Genomic DNA, 14,167 nt, shown 5'->3' with positions numbered 1-14,167 from the left:
GTACCGTGTTACATAAGAGCCGGGGGAACCAGTGCAAATAAACCGCATCGGCGTAAAAAATTTCCGTTGCATCGAGGAAGCGACGATTGATTTCAATGAAATCACGAGCTTCATCGGCCCCAACGGGGCCGGGAAATCCACCGTTCTTCGCGCCCCTGATTAGCTGTTCAATGGTGCGAAGGAAAGCCTATCCGCGAGCGACTGCTTCGGCGGAACGACGAAGGCGACCGGCCGTACTATCGAGGTCACGGTCGAATTTAGGGATCTGAGTGACACCGACCGCGAGGTGCTCACCCCCGCTACGCACCGCCTCAGTCTGAGACCTTCACACTTCGGCGCCAGTGGAGCCGCATCAACGAAGCCCGCCATCCTGGCAGCGCTTGCGTCCTGGGAAGTGGAGCACCCCGAACGCCTGGAGACGGTATATACGTCTGACTCACAAATGTTCGGTTTTGCCGGCCAAGGTGCGATTGCTCGCATCTTCAACTTCATTTTCGTGGATGCGGACCTCCGAGCAAACGACGAGGCCGAGGATTCCAGCAAGACCATCATCGGCGAGATCCTGTCACGCGCACTGGATCGGAAGGCTGCCGAAGATGCGCTTGAAGCCTTGGCTGAGGAGGTGACGAACAAACACGACGAGATCAATGCCCAGCACCTCGGTCCAAAACTCGAGACCTTGTCTGATGAACTGTCATCGAGTATCGGTATGTTCACGGTCGGTCGACGTCTCGTCCTCAAACCGCAAGGATCGACTTACACGCCACCTCGAGCCCGCGTTGACGTGAAGGTCCTAGACCGCATCGTCGAAACAGCTCTGGGAAACCAGGGGCACGGTTTCAGCGAGCCGTTCTAGTCGCGAGCCTGCAAGTACTGGCAAAGCACTCAGCAGCTAGCTCGTCAGACGGGACACTCTTTCTGGCCATCGAGGAGCCTGAACTCTTCCAGCACCCGACACAGGCAAGAGCGTTCGCGTCGGTACTCCGTCGTCTGGCTACAGAGAACGAGCGTCGCCTCCAAGTCGCCTACGCTACTCACAGCCTCTATTTCGTCGACCCGTACGAGTTTCACGAAGTCCGCCGCGTCACGAGAGACGCGGAGGGTACGTTCACCGTTTCTTCGACGGATCGTCAGACTATTGCCGATCGAGTCTCACCCCAGATGTCTTCAACCTGGAATGTCAGCGGTCGGTGGTCGAAGCTGATCTTGCAGGATCTCCGCGAGGCCCTTTTGCCTCGGCTGTGGACTTATGCGAAGGCGCTGACGATGCCGCCATCATTCACGGGGCGAGCTCACACCTGCGCGACTTCGATGTCATCGGCGTGACGACCGCAACCGTCCGAGGTAAGTCGGACCTTTTTCTTGCCCATAGTGTCCTCGACGCCTTCGGCATCCCCACATTGGTTGTATGGGACAACAACTCTGGGGTAGACCAGCGCGCCATCGCCACTAGGACCCAGAAGCTCAGATCTACAGGCGAGATGCGTGAACTTACCGAGGTTGACGTATCGTCTAGCCGCGCAACAATGTAAGACGCCGCCTAGCGGTGCCGTACTTGAAATCCTGATAGCTGCCGGAGCACTCGTGAGTTAGCGGCTCAGAGCCGTCCGCGAGCGATCGCGGGCGGCTCTGTTGCGTGTGGCCACGCGTTCACGCTGCGAAGTCGGGTCGCCTCGCGGCCGGACTATGAACGTGCGAGCTGCGAGACGCGCTGATGACTGATGCCGAGCACGGTTGCGATGTCCCGCATGGTGAGGTGCTCGTCGCGGAGTCGTGCGACCGCAGACCGCATGCTGTGCGACGCAATGGATTGGGCCTCCGCCGCAGTCGTTGCCGCGTCCCTGGCGTCGTGTACAACGTCGTTCACGTCAGCGTCCAGAACCGGGAGAACAGCTACACGGACTGAACTGGCTGAAATGCCTTCGAGGACCTCGACCGCATCCGCGACCTGGGCCGCGACGTGTTCAAGACGCTTGACCTGAGTGAACAGCCCGAGCACCTCAGGCACTTCCACGGCCCACCATTGTCCGGAGCGAGTCGCCCTTGCGGTCACGTTCATCGTTGGACTCCCATCTGCCTCAAGATTGCTCTTGCGGTCCGCTCGTTGATCTCGCTGTGCCTCGGCACCACGGTCCTGGCCTCGCCGATGACGACTTTGGTGTGTTTTGCACCTTCAACCAGCACCATTGACGCCTCGTTCCCTCCTGGCGGCGAAGTCTTTTCATCAAGTCTGATCGTTGCACAACCTTGTCCACCCCTCTAGACGTATGCAGGCAATGGGTATTGCCAGACAGACGCACTGCCCAGTGCGACTCAGCCGCGTCGCGTCACCTCGTGGCCGGGCGGGGGCGGCGCGCATGGCAGGTCGTCGCCGCGGCGGCTCGTGCTGTCGCGCACGTCCGGGCTCGACTCGAACGGCCCGTCCGGGCTGAAGAGCACCGCAAGGTGGTAGTCGGCGTGATCTCGGAACCAGAGCGAAGCGCCGCCTGGCACGTCCTTCAGTTCCTCCCACGCCTCCCAGAGCCCGCCGAGGCGTAGTACGGCCTCCGGTGAGTCCCACCAGCGGGCCGACCAGACGCGCGTGCGTCCATCCACTCGGCGTGCGCAGGAACGGCCGACGAACTTTCGGACGAAGTCGTCGAGGCACTCGAACTGACGCGACGAAGCATCGTCGGCGCTTGTCGGAGCGCCTTCCGCGATCATCGCGGTGCCCTCTCCGGCGCGGGCGACTCCTGTTCGGGCCCGTCGCCCCTGCCTGGCCCGTGGTCCGCGAGGGACGCGCGGATGCGCGTTGCGTACGGCCCCTGCATCCACGCCCTGGTCTTGATGAGGGTCGGGCGGCATCCGGATGCGAGCACAAGCGCGCGCCCACGCGGGAGGGCTGCGAGTTCGGCCACGTCGAGGATCCGTTCCCGGTGGAGTTGTTTCGAGACGGTTCTGTGGCCTCGTCCGTAGCTCAGCGAGGAGAGCTCGCGGTCGTGGTCGCCGACGAGTTTCGAGAGCTCGTCGAGGAACGCGGCTTCGCTCACGCCGCCGCCGTAGACCTTGATGTTCGCCGCCGACCACAGCTTGCGCATGCCGCCCTCGCCCCAGACCTCGACGCCCTGCGACCAGGACTGCAGGATGGTGATGAGCACGATGCCTCTCGAGCCGTAGTGGCTGTAGAGGTCGGGGAGGTTGCGCCAGCGGCAGACGTTCGCGGCCTCGTCGAGGACGCCGAGCAGCGGACGCTTGAGCCGCCCGGACGGCGAAGCGGACGCCAGCTCCTCGGCCGCCTCGGCCACGGCGACGGTGAGTGCGGTGACAAGCGGACCGGCGGTTCCCTGCCCCTCGCGGGAGAGTGAGTAGAGCGTGTCCGTGCCACGCACGAACTCGTGGGGGTCGAACTGCGGCCGAGCGTCACGGTCCGCTGCCGGGGTGATCCATGGCGCGAGTGCCCTGCTGGTCAAGCACGAGGCCATCTGCTGGGCGGTGCCGTAGATGCCGCCGCGTTGCCGTTCCGGGGCGCCGATGACACCTTCGAGCTGGTCGGCGACGAGACGGTATCCGGCGTCCTGCAGGATGCCGACGGCCTCGTCGTCGCCCGGCCTGGTCACCCACCGGTACACCTCCGTGATGGGCTTGCCCGCGAGCGCGCCGGCAAGCAGGAGCGCCGCGAGGAGGTCCTTGGCAGCGGGGTCGAAGAACGCGTCGGACCTGGCACCTGGTTCTCTCGAACCGCTCGCGAAGTGGTCGGCGAGCTTGCCAGCCTGGATCTCGTCGGTCACATAACTCAGGGGATCCCACCACCAGGCGGGGCCCTCGCCTGCCACGGCCTGCGGGTCGAACACCCACACACGACCCGAGGCGGCGCGCATGCCCCGGGTCGCATCCAGGACGTCGCGCTTGTTGGAGGTGACGATAACCGCCCCAGGCGCCTCTACGATGGCGGGGATAGCGAAGGCGGTCGACTTGCCGGTGCGCGGTCCGCTGACGTTGATCTGCATGTCCTCCCACCCGCCGTAGACGGGTGAGCCGCCGGGAATGCTCGTGCCGAGCTGCACGCCGATGGGCCCTTCGACTCCGAGGCGCTGGCTGCTGGTGCGTGCCCCGCGAGCGCCGATGGACGCGATTTCCTTCCCGTGACCCAGCATGGTCGCCGCTCGGTCGAGTCTGCGGTGTCCTGTTCGACGCCCGCGGACGGTCAGGACGATGGCCACGGCAGCGAGTGCGAGGCCAGCACCAAGAACTACCGCGAGCAGAGACGCGGTCGAGCTCCAATGGATGCTCCCCCGCAGGACTGCGAAGAACAACGCGAAGGCGTCGTCGGGTAGCGCCGGGCTTGCCCTCTCCAGCTCGGCGGCGAGCCTCACGCAGAGGTTGACCCCGCCGATGCCGATGACGGCGGTGCCGAGCGCGACCCAGAGCAGCAGAGCTTCTGCGGCTAGTCCACCGGGGCCACGCTTCCGTGGGGCGCTCATCGCTGCTCCCGGCCAGCGTCGGTGTTGATCGTCGGTTCTGGTGCGTAGGCGGACACGCGGCTCGACTCATGCCAGAGCTTGTTGGTGTCGTTGATGCTCGCTTCTGCTGCCGTGAGCTGCACGTCGATCGGGATGCCCGGCCTGCCACCGACCTTGACGAGGAACTTGCCCCGCCCGGGTGGTTCGGCCTCGCGGCCGCTCGTGGGGTCCCAGGCTGGCGGGTCCTGCCAGCCGATGAGGAGCTCCTGCTCTGCAAGCGACAGCGGGACGGCGGAGGTGAGGCGCCGCATCTCCGCCCCTGGCAGCCCGCCGCAGATGACCATGCCCGCTCGTTCCACGAAACCTTTCGCCTTCATCCGCTCCGACTCCGTGGGCAGCGCAAGCAGGTCGCTCATGGTGTGGGAGATCATGGCCATGCCGACGCCTCGCTGCCGGTTGAGACGAGTGAGGGCGTCGACTCGGTCGACCATGCCTTTCCCCGCGCGCAGCGCTCGCCAGAGCTCATCGAGGATGACGAAGTAGTGCCGCCGGGGCTCGAGCCCCGCGTCCGCGAGCGCGTTCGCGACGTTGACGGTGCCGAACCCTGCGGACCAGCACGCGAGGAGCGCGGCAGCTTGCAGGTCGACGTCGGAGTCGTCGATCGAGGAGACGTCGTACACGACGGGAGCGTCGCGGCGCATCGGGTTCGTGGTGTGCCTGGAGAAGGTCTCGCCGAGGCGACCGCCTCCGACGAGCCCGATGAGCGACGCTTCGAGGTCTTCCGTGATGGCCTTGTACCTGCTGTCGTCGCCGCGATCGAGGGCAGCCGCGCGCACTTCCGGTGGTCCGGCCTGCACGACCTCAAGAAGGTCGCCGAGCACGGGCACCCCGTCGTAGTGCTCGTCGAGCCACTTGAGCGCGCGGTCGATGATGGTCTCCTCGCGGTCGCTCGGCGGCTGGAGGCGCATGATCGTGAGGAGGGCTGACACCATCGTGTGCCTACGACCGTGCGCGTCGGCGAGGACTTGGCCGGCCTCGGCGGTGAAGCCGTGCTCCCTGAGCGTCTTCGCGGCGGCAGTCGCCTCGCCCGGGTCGAGCACGTTGAGGTATCCGCGCCCTCGCCCAAGCGAGATGACCTGCCCGCCGAGCGCCGTGATCATGTCGACGTGGTCGGGTTTGAGGTCGCCGAGCACCAGCGGCATGACGCCGTAGCCCGCGAGCCCCGTGGCCATGCGGCGCACAAGTGACGACTTGCCGAGCCCCGGTTTGCCGAGGATGAACGCCGACGGGTTGCTGATGAGCTTCGCCCGTTGGAACCACGAGATGGGGTCGCAGCACAGCGTCGCGCCCGTCTGGGTGTGCCGGCCGAGCGGGACCCCGATCATGGGCGTGCCCGTGCCGACCGCGAAGGGCCAGAGCCCGCACACCTGGACGGTCGTGCCCCGCCACTCGTCTGGTGCTTGGACGTAGGTGGATGCGCCCCGGCCGATTCCGCCCCAGCCGCGCATCCCTGGCCGCTCGGGGGCCGGCGCCTGCGTCGGCTTGCGTGGTCTCGCGGCCTGTCGGCGTGCTCGTTTCATAGTTTTTCTCGCAGTTCGCTCGGCACCCGGAGGTGCTTGCTGAGGACGAGGCCGAGCGGCAGCGCCGCGGCGAAGGCCGAGTCCTGGGATCCGTAGACGGGCCTCAGCCGAAGCCGTGCCGTCGCGGCGAGGTTGTCGACCGCGGCTCGCGCGTCGAGCTCGTGTTCCGCGTGGAGCACGGTCGCCGTGACGAGCGCCCCGAAGTTGATGAGGCCAGCGCCGGATGCCTCCTCGCTCGCGGTCGCCGCTGCTGCACGAACGGCGAGGGTGTCGCGCGCGGCCGGCTTCGAACTCGAGGTCTGCCGGAACTGCGCCGCGCTGAGGTCGGCTTCGACGAGCGCCGCCGCCCGGGCCGCGTCGATGGGCCGGTACAGCAGCGTCACCCGTTTGCGGGCGATGTCGCGGTGCGGGGCGAGCAACCGGGCGAGCACGCTCGACTGCACGCTGCCTCGTGGCGCGACGGTCATTGCCCACGTCGTCGAGTAGGCCGAGTCGTGTCGGTAGCCGTCCCAACTGGCTCGTGCCGCGGCCGGGCCCACGTCACTCCAACTGAGCTCGGGGGTCTCGCCCGCCGCGTGTGCCTCGTCGATGAGCGCGGCCACGGCCGGGTCGTAGGCGACCCGAACGATCTCGCACACCTCCTGCGCCGTGAGCGGTTGGGCGGCTCCGGCGCCCGTCGCCTGGAGCCCGGCGGTGAGGCCAGGCAGGCGCGCCGCGAGCTCGCGTGCCATCTCGTCGGGCGCCCGCCGCCGCCCACCGGCTCTGAGCGCTCCTTGGAAGGTGAGCGCGACGAAGGCCTTCACCGTGGAGGAGCCCTCCGGGTAGTCGGCGACAGTCTCGTCGAGCACGGCACGCGCGAAGGCTGGCGCGTTCGGGTCGAGGTTCATGGCGACTTCCCGTCTGAGGCGCGTGCCCGAGTCTGGCGCGGTCTCGATCGTCACCGACGCCGCTTCGATCCCCTGCTCGTCTCCGAGGCTCGAGAGCCAGTGGCCCCATTCCGCCACCCACGAGTCGATCTGCTCCTGGTCTACGAGCGCAGCGCCATCCGGTTCCGTTCCGAAGACGACGGTGTAGCTGCCGACCGCGGGGGTGAGGAGGAGGGCGAATGGGCGCCCGTGCGAGTCGCTGTGCTCGCTGAGCCTGGTCGGCGCCGCGATTCCGGGGAGCTGGAACGTCGCCCACGGTACTCGGCCGATCGGGCCGGAGCGGTAGCTCGCCTGTCCCCTGGCTCGAGCCAGTGCCCACCCAGAGCGCGCCGCGATGCGCGCGAGCGCGTTCTTCCCATGCGCATCTCGCACGACGAGGAGCAGCAGCGCGATGCCGATGACGGTGGCGACGACCAGGGCCGAGACGATGCCGGAGATCATGACGGCGACGACAACGAGCACCAGCCCGACCAGCAGGAGTGCCGTGCCGACCGAGCCGAGGCCGAGAAGCCCCGCTGAGGTCGGTCTGCGCCAGTTTCCGTAGGTGCGCACCTGTCGTGTTGTCGCGCTATCGACCACCGCTCGGGTCCTCTCCTGTTGTCCGCTCGGCGACCGCGATCGCGGCGTCCGTTCCGTACTGGATGCCCTTCTTCAGGGGCTGCACGGCGGCGATGGCGGCCGCCACGTACGGCCCGCCGACGGCCTTTCCTGCCCCGGCGGCAGCCGTGGCGGCTGTGCCACCGGAAGCAGCACCAGCAGCACTGGCGGAGCTCGCGCTTGACGAGGGAGCGGCCATCGGACTGGCTGACCCGGCTGGCTGAGCCCGGTGTGGCCGCGGTGCCGTGGCGCCAGGCGGGCGCGCAGCCGGGTTGGCCCCCGGCCTCGCCGCGCCAGTCGAGCCGCTACTCCCCTGGGGCCCGCTCCCAGGTCTGGGGCGGGCGCCGTCCGGCACACGATCTGCGACCGAGTTCGAGATGGCGGCGCCTCCTCCGCTCGAGGCGAGTGCTCCGACCATTGGGGTGACGAAGCGCATGAGCGCCGGCAACGCGACGATGGCCAACGCGAGGACAACAAGGCCCGTGTACGTCGTCAGCACAGCACTGCCCTCCGTGCTTGGAGCTGCGCCGCTCATGTGGAAGCCTGCGGCGTAGACGATCGCCGCAGCGGGCTTGTAGAGGATGAACGCGGTGAGCCAGGCGACGCAGCGCTGGAACCACCCCTTCCCGAGCTCGGTGTTCGTCGCCGAAGCTGCAAGCGGGAGGATGCCGGCGAGGATGACGAGCATCCCGCCACGCACGATCATCAGCAGCACCTGCACCACGGAGACGAGCCCCACGATCACGCCGATGAACAGGCCGTGGCCTAGCCCGGACGCAACCGCCGCGCCTGAGCCACCGCCCGCTGCGGCCGCGAGTCCCCCAGTGGCGCCCAGCATCACGCCGACGTTGTCCTTGAAGCAGTTCGGCGTCGAGTCGAGGTCGCAGTCGAGTGACTCGTCGATGATCCAGGTCGAGAAGGAGTCCCCAGCTCGGACCAGGAGCCACACGATCGTCAGGCCCGCGCTGGCGACGATGACCAGCGTGAGGAGGCTCTTCAGCAGCTCCTGCCCCGGTCTGGCGCGCTGCTCCCAGGCCATGCGGGCGCCGCCGATCATGACTGACACGATGGCGCATACGCCCGCGAGCCACCACGTTGAGGACTGCAGGAACGTCGCCGTGTTCGTCGACGCGGCGGGAGCGGTTGGGATGAGCGCGGAGACCAGCGAGGAGGAGCCAGCGATGAGCACCCCGCCCGCGAGCACCGCGATCAGTTTCCCGTGGAAGGGGATCCCGTCGCCGGAGCGTATCCGGAGCCCCACCATGACGGCCAGGATCACGAGCCCGATGACGGCGACGGTGCCAGAGATCCAGCTCACGTAGCCGAGCACCGTGGTGAGGTGGGTTTCGACGTCACCGGTCGGGGCGGCGACCGCAGACCCCGCCGGCGCTCCCGTCGTCCCGAGATCGGGTGTCGGCACGTCGACCCACATCGTCCCGAGCGTCGAGAGCTGCTCGGCAACCCACTCGTTGACGTCGTTCTGGAGCGCCTCCCTCGTCCTGGTCCACACCGTCGACGCGATCTCCTTCGAGTAGCAGTCGAAGTCGCCAAGTCCGCAGTCGGCCATCAGGCGGTCCACCTCGTGTAGCCACCGACATCGCTGAGCGCCTGCATCCGCACTGGATTCGGCCCGTCGGTCGGGATCCGCCAGTCACCGTCCACCCATTCGAGATCGACGATGGCGGCGATGAAGTTGGTTGCCCCGTCGACCGTGACGCGCTGCGCGACGTCGACTCTGGCTGATTCGCCGTCGAAGGAGAGCATCCGATAACCAACGATCTGGAGGCGGACGACATCCCCCGTCGAGTCCGCGTCGGCCAGAAGCGCATCGCGGTGGTCGCCTGCCACAAGCGCGTAGTCGAACATGGGAGCTCGAAGCCCCTGAGTGTTGGATTGCACGAGGAAGTTCGCCGCCGCGAACAGGGCACCCTCGGGTGCGCGCTGGAAGCAGTAGGCGAAGCCGTCATCGTGCACGGCCCCTGGCCCTGCCTCAGGCGAGCTCGGGGCAAGATTCACGTCAACATCACGCCAGCTTGTCTCCGGTGCGATCGCAAGCCGCCAGCGCGACTGGTCAGCGGCTGAGTCTGGCGGGAGCTCCGAGAGCCCGCACGTGCTCAGCATCATGGGTTCCGAGCCATCGGCACCCGCAGGGACAGGAGCCTCGGTCAGCGCCGCGGCTGTGGTCGGACTCTGCGGTTGGTCGCGAGCGTCCCCCGGCCACCTGGAACGCCGCCGTCGACGGCGACGACGATCGAGACGACGATGCCTGCCACCACGAGGAGTGCGACCCCGGCCGAGGCCAAGATGAAGCCTGGTCGCTTGAGGGAGGCCCCTGAACCGTGCAGGCCGGGGAGATGCCGGCCAGGCCCGGGCCGTTGAGATCTGGACTGCATGGTGCTCGCCAGCGCCGTCAGACGAAGAAGCCGACGAGGCTCGTCGCCGCAGAGATGATGATGACTCCACCAAGCGCCATACCGATCTTCCCGGCGTGCTCGCCTCCCTCGCCTCTGCGCGATTGGATCGCCATCATTGTGCCGGCTGCGATGAGACCAAGCACGCACACGGCCAGCCCGATCCATTTCACCCAGCCGAGCAACGTCGTCAACCCCTCGGTACCGGGCGGCTGGACAGGATCGGGGTCCGGGAGCGTCGACAAACGGGTTGAGGCATCGAGCAGCAGTTCAGTAAGTGCGGCGGTCGTCATGTTCAGTGGTCTCCTGTCGAGATGATTGCGCGAGAGCACGCGCCGAAAAGCGCCCCGCGCACGGCGAGGTCGGGCCGCCACGGGCGTCGAGCCGCGAGCGCTCGAGTCAGCTCGCGGCGCGCTGTTGCGTGGCGTGAGCCGGTGCGCGGACGCCCTCAGATCGGTCGTCGTTGCGGCACACCAGCTCGGCTCAGGAATGGACTCTACGCACGGCAGAGGAGACCCCCGGGAGTTATCCACAGCCGTGATCCGTCTCATCCCGAGCGACCTAGATTGGTGCTCGCCGCAGCCGGGCTGCGGCGGAAGGGGGTCCCCGTGGGCCGAAAGATCACCGCGATCGCGGTTGCTGCGCTTGCCCTCTCGCTGTGCGGCTGCTGGCCGGACGAGGGACGGCCGGAGGCTGCGAGCACCGAATCGCCTCCGCCAGCAGACTCGTCGATGCTCGCCCTCGGCGCTCAGGACGAGCGCATCGAGGCGGACACCCCGGAGCCATCACCGACGCATGACGCCGAGTCGGACGCTGAGGCGGTGACCGTTGCATCCGCGGCTCTCACTGCCTACCTGCGGCACGACGTCCCCCAGCGCGCCTGGCTCGAAGGTTTGGAGCCCCACCTCACGACCGCGGCGACCGTGGCGCTGGGCTCGGTCGACGTTGCCTCCATCCCCTCCGGTTCGCCGCCAGGGGAGATCGTGCTGGAACGCGACGCAAGCGGCTACCTCGCAAGGGCGGTGGCGCAGACGGGCACTGGGACGGGGACTGGCCCGGGGACGGAAACCTTCGTGCTGCTTCTCGTGCGGCAGGGATCCGGACCGTGGCTGGTCAGCGAGATCGCGCAGTCAGAGAACGGCGCCTCGTGAGCGGCCGGAACGGACTCTGGTTGGTCGCCGCCGTCGCGATCCTGCTCGCGCCCGGCCTGCTGCTTGGCGCGCTCGTCGCCGCGACCATCGCCAGCAGCTCCCTCGCAGGTGCGACGGCCTGTGCGACGTCTGGATTCTCGGAACTCCTCTCCCCCTTCACTGGCGGCGGGGACGCGGCGTTTACGGGCGGCGGGGACGCGATGCCGAGCGCGGCGCTGGAAGCAGACCCGGCTGCTGCGGCGAAGCTCACCGTGAGCACCCTGATCGACGGGGAGGTAGTCGAGTTCACCGGCGTGCAGCTCTCGAACGCGGCGCACATCCTCGGAGCTGGACGCGCAGCTGGCTTGGTCTCGCGCGACCAGATCATCGGCGTGATGACTGCGATCGGCGAGTCCACGCTGCGCGTGCTCGACCACGGAGACGCGGCAGGTCCCGACTCGCGCGGACTCTTCCAGCAGCGAGACAACGGCGCGTGGGGAAGCTACGCCGACAGGATGGATCCGCAGGTCAGCGCCGGCAACTTCTTTTCCGCGCTCCTCGCCGTCACCGAGCGCGCTGCGCTGACGCCTTCCGAGGCGGCACACCGAGTCCAGGGCAACGCCGACCCGCAGCACTACACGAAGTACTGGCCGGCCGCAGTCGCCGTGAGCGAGACGATCAGCGGCAGGATCACGAGCCTCGGGGCCGGCGCGATCGTGTCAGTCGGCGCTGCTGCGGGCTCCGCGAGCGGATGCGGGCCAGGGAGCGCCGCCGCGGCCCTCGGCACCGGTGGGGCAGGCGTCAGCACGTCCGTGAGCCCGAGCGGTTGGGCCTCCCCCGGTTCGGGTGGACTCACCGACACCTTCGGGAATCGTTTCCACCCCACCGAACTGGAGTGGCGGATGCACAACGGCATCGACCTCGCCGCTGGCGGTTGCGGCGGCCAGATCTGGGCAGCGCAGGCGGGGACCGTCGTCGAGGCGGCACCCGACAGCTCAGGCAACGGGACGATTCGCATCGACCACGGCGCGGGCGTCGTCACCAAGTACCTGCACATGGAGGCGGACGGCTACCTCGTCGGGGTCGGGGCGACCGTGGCGGCCGGCCAGCAGATCGGAGTCACCGGCACAAGCGGACAGTCGACCGGCTGCCACCTCCACTTCGAGGTGCTGGTCGAGGGCAGCCGAGTCGATCCGCTCCTCTTTCTCGCCGAACGAGGGGTGGGCTACTGATGGCGAAGCGACGCACGCGGGGCGCGCCCGCACCCGGCTCGGCAGTGCCAACGTGGCCGCGAATCACAGCGAGCCTCGACGGTGACGGACGAGGCGAGCTTTCCTGGAATTCGGTTCCGGTCGAGATCTCCGCAGACGCCAGCGACGAAGCGCACGCCGCCATCGTCGCGCGCTGCACACGCATCGCGCAGACGATCGCGCGACCCGTGCGGCTGGACCTGAAGGAGGGCAACCGGATGTGGGAGCTCGCGGTCTTTCCGTCAGGGACCGTGCAGCCCATCGGTGACGACGGCGTGCCAGAACATCTCCACCCGAACGGAGTCGAGCCCACCTTCTCAACCCCATGGGCCGAGGCGACTCGACTGGCCTCGGTTGTCGGCGCGTGTCACACCTGCTCCGCTCCTGCGAGCGCGGCCGAGGCGCACTGCCAGGGATGCGGCGCCCTGGAACCGCTCAGCCGCAGTGGCGGAAGCCACCGGAGCAGTGGCGGAATCCGCCGGAGCGGTGGCGGCGATCCGCCGAGAGCTCAGGCCACGCCGAGCAAGGCCAGCGTCGTCGAGCGAGCGCGCTCCGGCCGACGCGCGCTCCGTCAAGGCTCGGAGCTGACTGCATCGACCGTGCCGCCACCTACGCCCACACCCACGCCGACACCCACGCCCGAACTCGCGCCGCCTCCCATGCCGTCGCTTCGGTCAGCTCCCCCGCTCACACTCTCGTCGGCGCGCACGCCCACGCCCGCATCGACGCCGACGCCCGAACCCGCACGACGTTCGCGTCGCCGCGGGCCGGCTCCGGCGGACGCACCCCGTGCTCTGGTCATCGAGTTCGAAGACGCGTCGCGCGCGGTACTCGCCGGCAGTGCGGCGCTCGGCCGCAACCCGTCGCCCGTCGACGGTCGCATCCCGGTCCGCGTCGACAGCCGGGACAACACGGTCTCGCGCACACACGCCCTCGTGGACCTCGACCATGCCGGTCGCATCCTCGTCACGGACTACCACTCGACGCACGGCGTGCACCTCAGCGGCAAGAGCACCTCGACGTTCTCGCCCGGCGTCGTCTACCGCGTGGCAAGCGGCGCAGAGCTGCGGCTCGGCGACGTCCTGTGCCGAGTCAGCACCGAACCTGCACGCGCGAGCTGATCCGCCCAGTCACACAAGTGCCCAGTCACACAAGTGCCCAGTCACACAAGCGCCCAGTCACACAAGCGCCCAGGCGGCCAGGCGCTCGACCGACCGACTGCCCGACCAACCAACCAACCAACGCTCCCAGCTCCGCTGCGGGCCTAAACCGAGGCCGCCGCGGCGATCGCGGCGTCCAGCCGCTCAGCCTCAACGAACCACTGCGAGTGCTGCACCCCGTCGACGAGGACTACCGGGATGAGCTCGCCGTACTGCTGCTGCAATGCCTCGTCGTCGAGGATGCTCAGCACCGACAGCTCCGCGCCGTGGCGGGCTGTGACCTCGCGCACGACAGGTTCGGCTTCCTCGCAGAGGTGGCAGCCTGGCTTGCTGAGGAATGTGACCTTCGGAACTCGCGCATCCGTCATACCCTCGATTCTCGCAGGCACCTGGCGGCTCGGATCACGGCCAGGAAACCGGCGCCTTAACGCAGAAAACGCCTGGCCCGAGGGCCCGGCGCTCTGCGTCGTCGCGACTACTTCTTGTTGCGACGCTGGTGGCGAGTCTTGCGAAGCAGCTTGCGGTGCTTCTTCTTCGCCATGCGCTTGCGGCGCTTCTTGACTACTGAACCCATAGGAACATCCTTTATCTACAAGTACGAGGTGCACGCAGCGGTGGGCTGCGGCATCGCTGGCGTCAGCTTACACGTCACCTGGCGGTAACCCTGAGTCCAG

The 14,167-nt window shown here is 68.0% G+C and carries 18 protein-coding genes; 7 read left to right on the top strand and 11 right to left on the bottom strand.

Annotated elements, in window-relative coordinates; all coding sequences use genetic code 11:
• Positions 1-31: 31 nt before the first annotated feature.
• The 4 genes from C5B85_RS19820 (at position 32) to C5B85_RS19810 (ending at position 1,532) form a co-directional block, all read left to right on the top strand.
• On the top strand, positions 32-163 hold the full coding sequence (locus tag C5B85_RS19820; protein WP_104286818.1) for an AAA family ATPase: 132 nt from the start codon (positions 32-34) through the stop codon (positions 161-163).
• A 123-nt stretch (positions 164-286) separates the two neighbouring features.
• On the top strand, positions 287-856 hold the full coding sequence (locus tag C5B85_RS14970) for a hypothetical protein (protein WP_146077975.1): 570 nt from the start codon (positions 287-289) through the stop codon (positions 854-856).
• Between the two features lie 8 nt (positions 857-864).
• Positions 865-1,326 (top strand): AAA family ATPase, encoded by a 462-nt coding sequence (locus C5B85_RS19815; protein WP_104286879.1) that lies wholly within the window; start codon positions 865-867, stop codon positions 1,324-1,326.
• Positions 1,242-1,532: a TOPRIM nucleotidyl transferase/hydrolase domain-containing protein gene (locus C5B85_RS19810; RefSeq protein WP_374953104.1), complete on the top strand. Its 291-nt coding sequence runs from the start codon at positions 1,242-1,244 to the stop codon at positions 1,530-1,532. Before C5B85_RS19815 ends, C5B85_RS19810 begins: the two co-directional genes overlap by 85 nt.
• Positions 1,533-1,684: 152 nt before the next feature.
• On the opposite strand, the gene C5B85_RS14955 is transcribed toward C5B85_RS19810, so the two are convergent.
• The 9 genes from C5B85_RS14955 to C5B85_RS14920 all read right to left on the bottom strand — a co-directional run bounded on the left by C5B85_RS14955 (position 1,685) and on the right by C5B85_RS14920 (position 10,246).
• On the bottom strand, positions 1,685-2,059 hold the full coding sequence (locus tag C5B85_RS14955) for a hypothetical protein (RefSeq protein ID WP_104286815.1): 375 nt from the start codon (positions 2,057-2,059) through the stop codon (positions 1,685-1,687).
• A gap of 254 nt (positions 2,060-2,313) precedes the next feature.
• Positions 2,314-2,703: a DUF4913 domain-containing protein gene (locus C5B85_RS14950; protein WP_104286814.1), complete on the bottom strand. Its 390-nt coding sequence runs from the start codon at positions 2,701-2,703 to the stop codon at positions 2,314-2,316.
• On the bottom strand, positions 2,700-4,460 hold the full coding sequence (locus C5B85_RS14945) for a type IV secretory system conjugative DNA transfer family protein (protein WP_104286813.1): 1,761 nt from the start codon (positions 4,458-4,460) through the stop codon (positions 2,700-2,702). The genes C5B85_RS14950 and C5B85_RS14945 overlap by 4 nt, the downstream gene beginning before the upstream one ends.
• Complete coding sequence (locus C5B85_RS14940; RefSeq protein ID WP_104286812.1) at positions 4,457-6,019, bottom strand: ATP/GTP-binding protein; 1,563 nt, start codon at positions 6,017-6,019, stop codon at positions 4,457-4,459. The genes C5B85_RS14945 and C5B85_RS14940 overlap by 4 nt, the downstream gene beginning before the upstream one ends.
• A complete protein-coding gene (locus C5B85_RS14935) occupies positions 6,016-7,524 on the bottom strand; it encodes an SCO6880 family protein (RefSeq protein WP_219819422.1) in 1,509 nt (502 codons plus the stop codon). The genes C5B85_RS14940 and C5B85_RS14935 overlap by 4 nt, the downstream gene beginning before the upstream one ends.
• Positions 7,514-9,109 carry a hypothetical protein gene (locus C5B85_RS14930; RefSeq protein WP_104286811.1) on the bottom strand — a complete coding sequence of 532 codons (1,596 nt, stop codon included), beginning with the start codon at positions 9,107-9,109 and terminating at the stop codon, positions 7,514-7,516. Before C5B85_RS14930 ends, C5B85_RS14935 begins: the two co-directional genes overlap by 11 nt.
• Complete coding sequence (locus C5B85_RS14925; RefSeq protein WP_104286810.1) at positions 9,109-9,666, bottom strand: hypothetical protein; 558 nt, start codon at positions 9,664-9,666, stop codon at positions 9,109-9,111. Before C5B85_RS14925 ends, C5B85_RS14930 begins: the two co-directional genes overlap by 1 nt.
• Before the next feature lie 41 nt (positions 9,667-9,707).
• The gene (locus tag C5B85_RS18985) at positions 9,708-9,935 is read right to left on the bottom strand and encodes a hypothetical protein (protein WP_146077974.1); all 228 of its coding nucleotides are present in this window, start codon (positions 9,933-9,935) and stop codon (positions 9,708-9,710) included.
• A 17-nt stretch (positions 9,936-9,952) separates the two neighbouring features.
• Positions 9,953-10,246 carry a hypothetical protein gene (locus C5B85_RS14920; protein WP_104286809.1) on the bottom strand — a complete coding sequence of 98 codons (294 nt, stop codon included), beginning with the start codon at positions 10,244-10,246 and terminating at the stop codon, positions 9,953-9,955.
• Positions 10,247-10,561: 315 nt separating this feature from the next.
• On the opposite strand from C5B85_RS14920, the gene C5B85_RS14915 reads away from it, so the two are divergent.
• The 3 genes from C5B85_RS14915 to C5B85_RS14905 are packed head-to-tail and all read left to right on the top strand — an operon-like array spanning position 10,562 to position 13,454.
• The gene (locus tag C5B85_RS14915; protein WP_104286808.1) at positions 10,562-11,104 is read left to right on the top strand and encodes a hypothetical protein; all 543 of its coding nucleotides are present in this window, start codon (positions 10,562-10,564) and stop codon (positions 11,102-11,104) included.
• On the top strand, positions 11,059-12,315 hold the full coding sequence (locus C5B85_RS14910) for a M23 family metallopeptidase (protein WP_181064456.1): 1,257 nt from the start codon (positions 11,059-11,061) through the stop codon (positions 12,313-12,315). Before C5B85_RS14915 ends, C5B85_RS14910 begins: the two co-directional genes overlap by 46 nt.
• Positions 12,315-13,454, top strand: a complete 1,140-nt coding sequence (locus C5B85_RS14905) for an FHA domain-containing protein (protein ID WP_104286806.1) — start codon at positions 12,315-12,317, stop codon at positions 13,452-13,454. The genes C5B85_RS14910 and C5B85_RS14905 overlap by 1 nt, the downstream gene beginning before the upstream one ends.
• A gap of 143 nt (positions 13,455-13,597) precedes the next feature.
• Here C5B85_RS14905 and C5B85_RS14900 read toward each other — a convergent pair whose 3' ends face one another.
• Positions 13,598-13,861, bottom strand: coding sequence for a glutaredoxin family protein (locus C5B85_RS14900; protein ID WP_104286805.1), 264 nt, complete (start codon positions 13,859-13,861; stop codon positions 13,598-13,600).
• Positions 13,862-13,968: 107 nt separating this feature from the next.
• A complete protein-coding gene (locus tag C5B85_RS14895; protein ID WP_082775156.1) occupies positions 13,969-14,067 on the bottom strand; it encodes a 30S ribosomal protein bS22 in 99 nt (32 codons plus the stop codon).
• Positions 14,068-14,167: the final 100 nt, after the last annotated feature.

It is taken from the genome of Pseudoclavibacter sp. AY1F1, assembly GCF_002931075.1.
In the GTDB taxonomy this organism is placed as follows: Bacteria; Actinomycetota; Actinomycetes; order Actinomycetales; family Microbacteriaceae; genus Pseudoclavibacter.
This window is presented reverse-complemented; position numbering and strand designations above follow the sequence as displayed.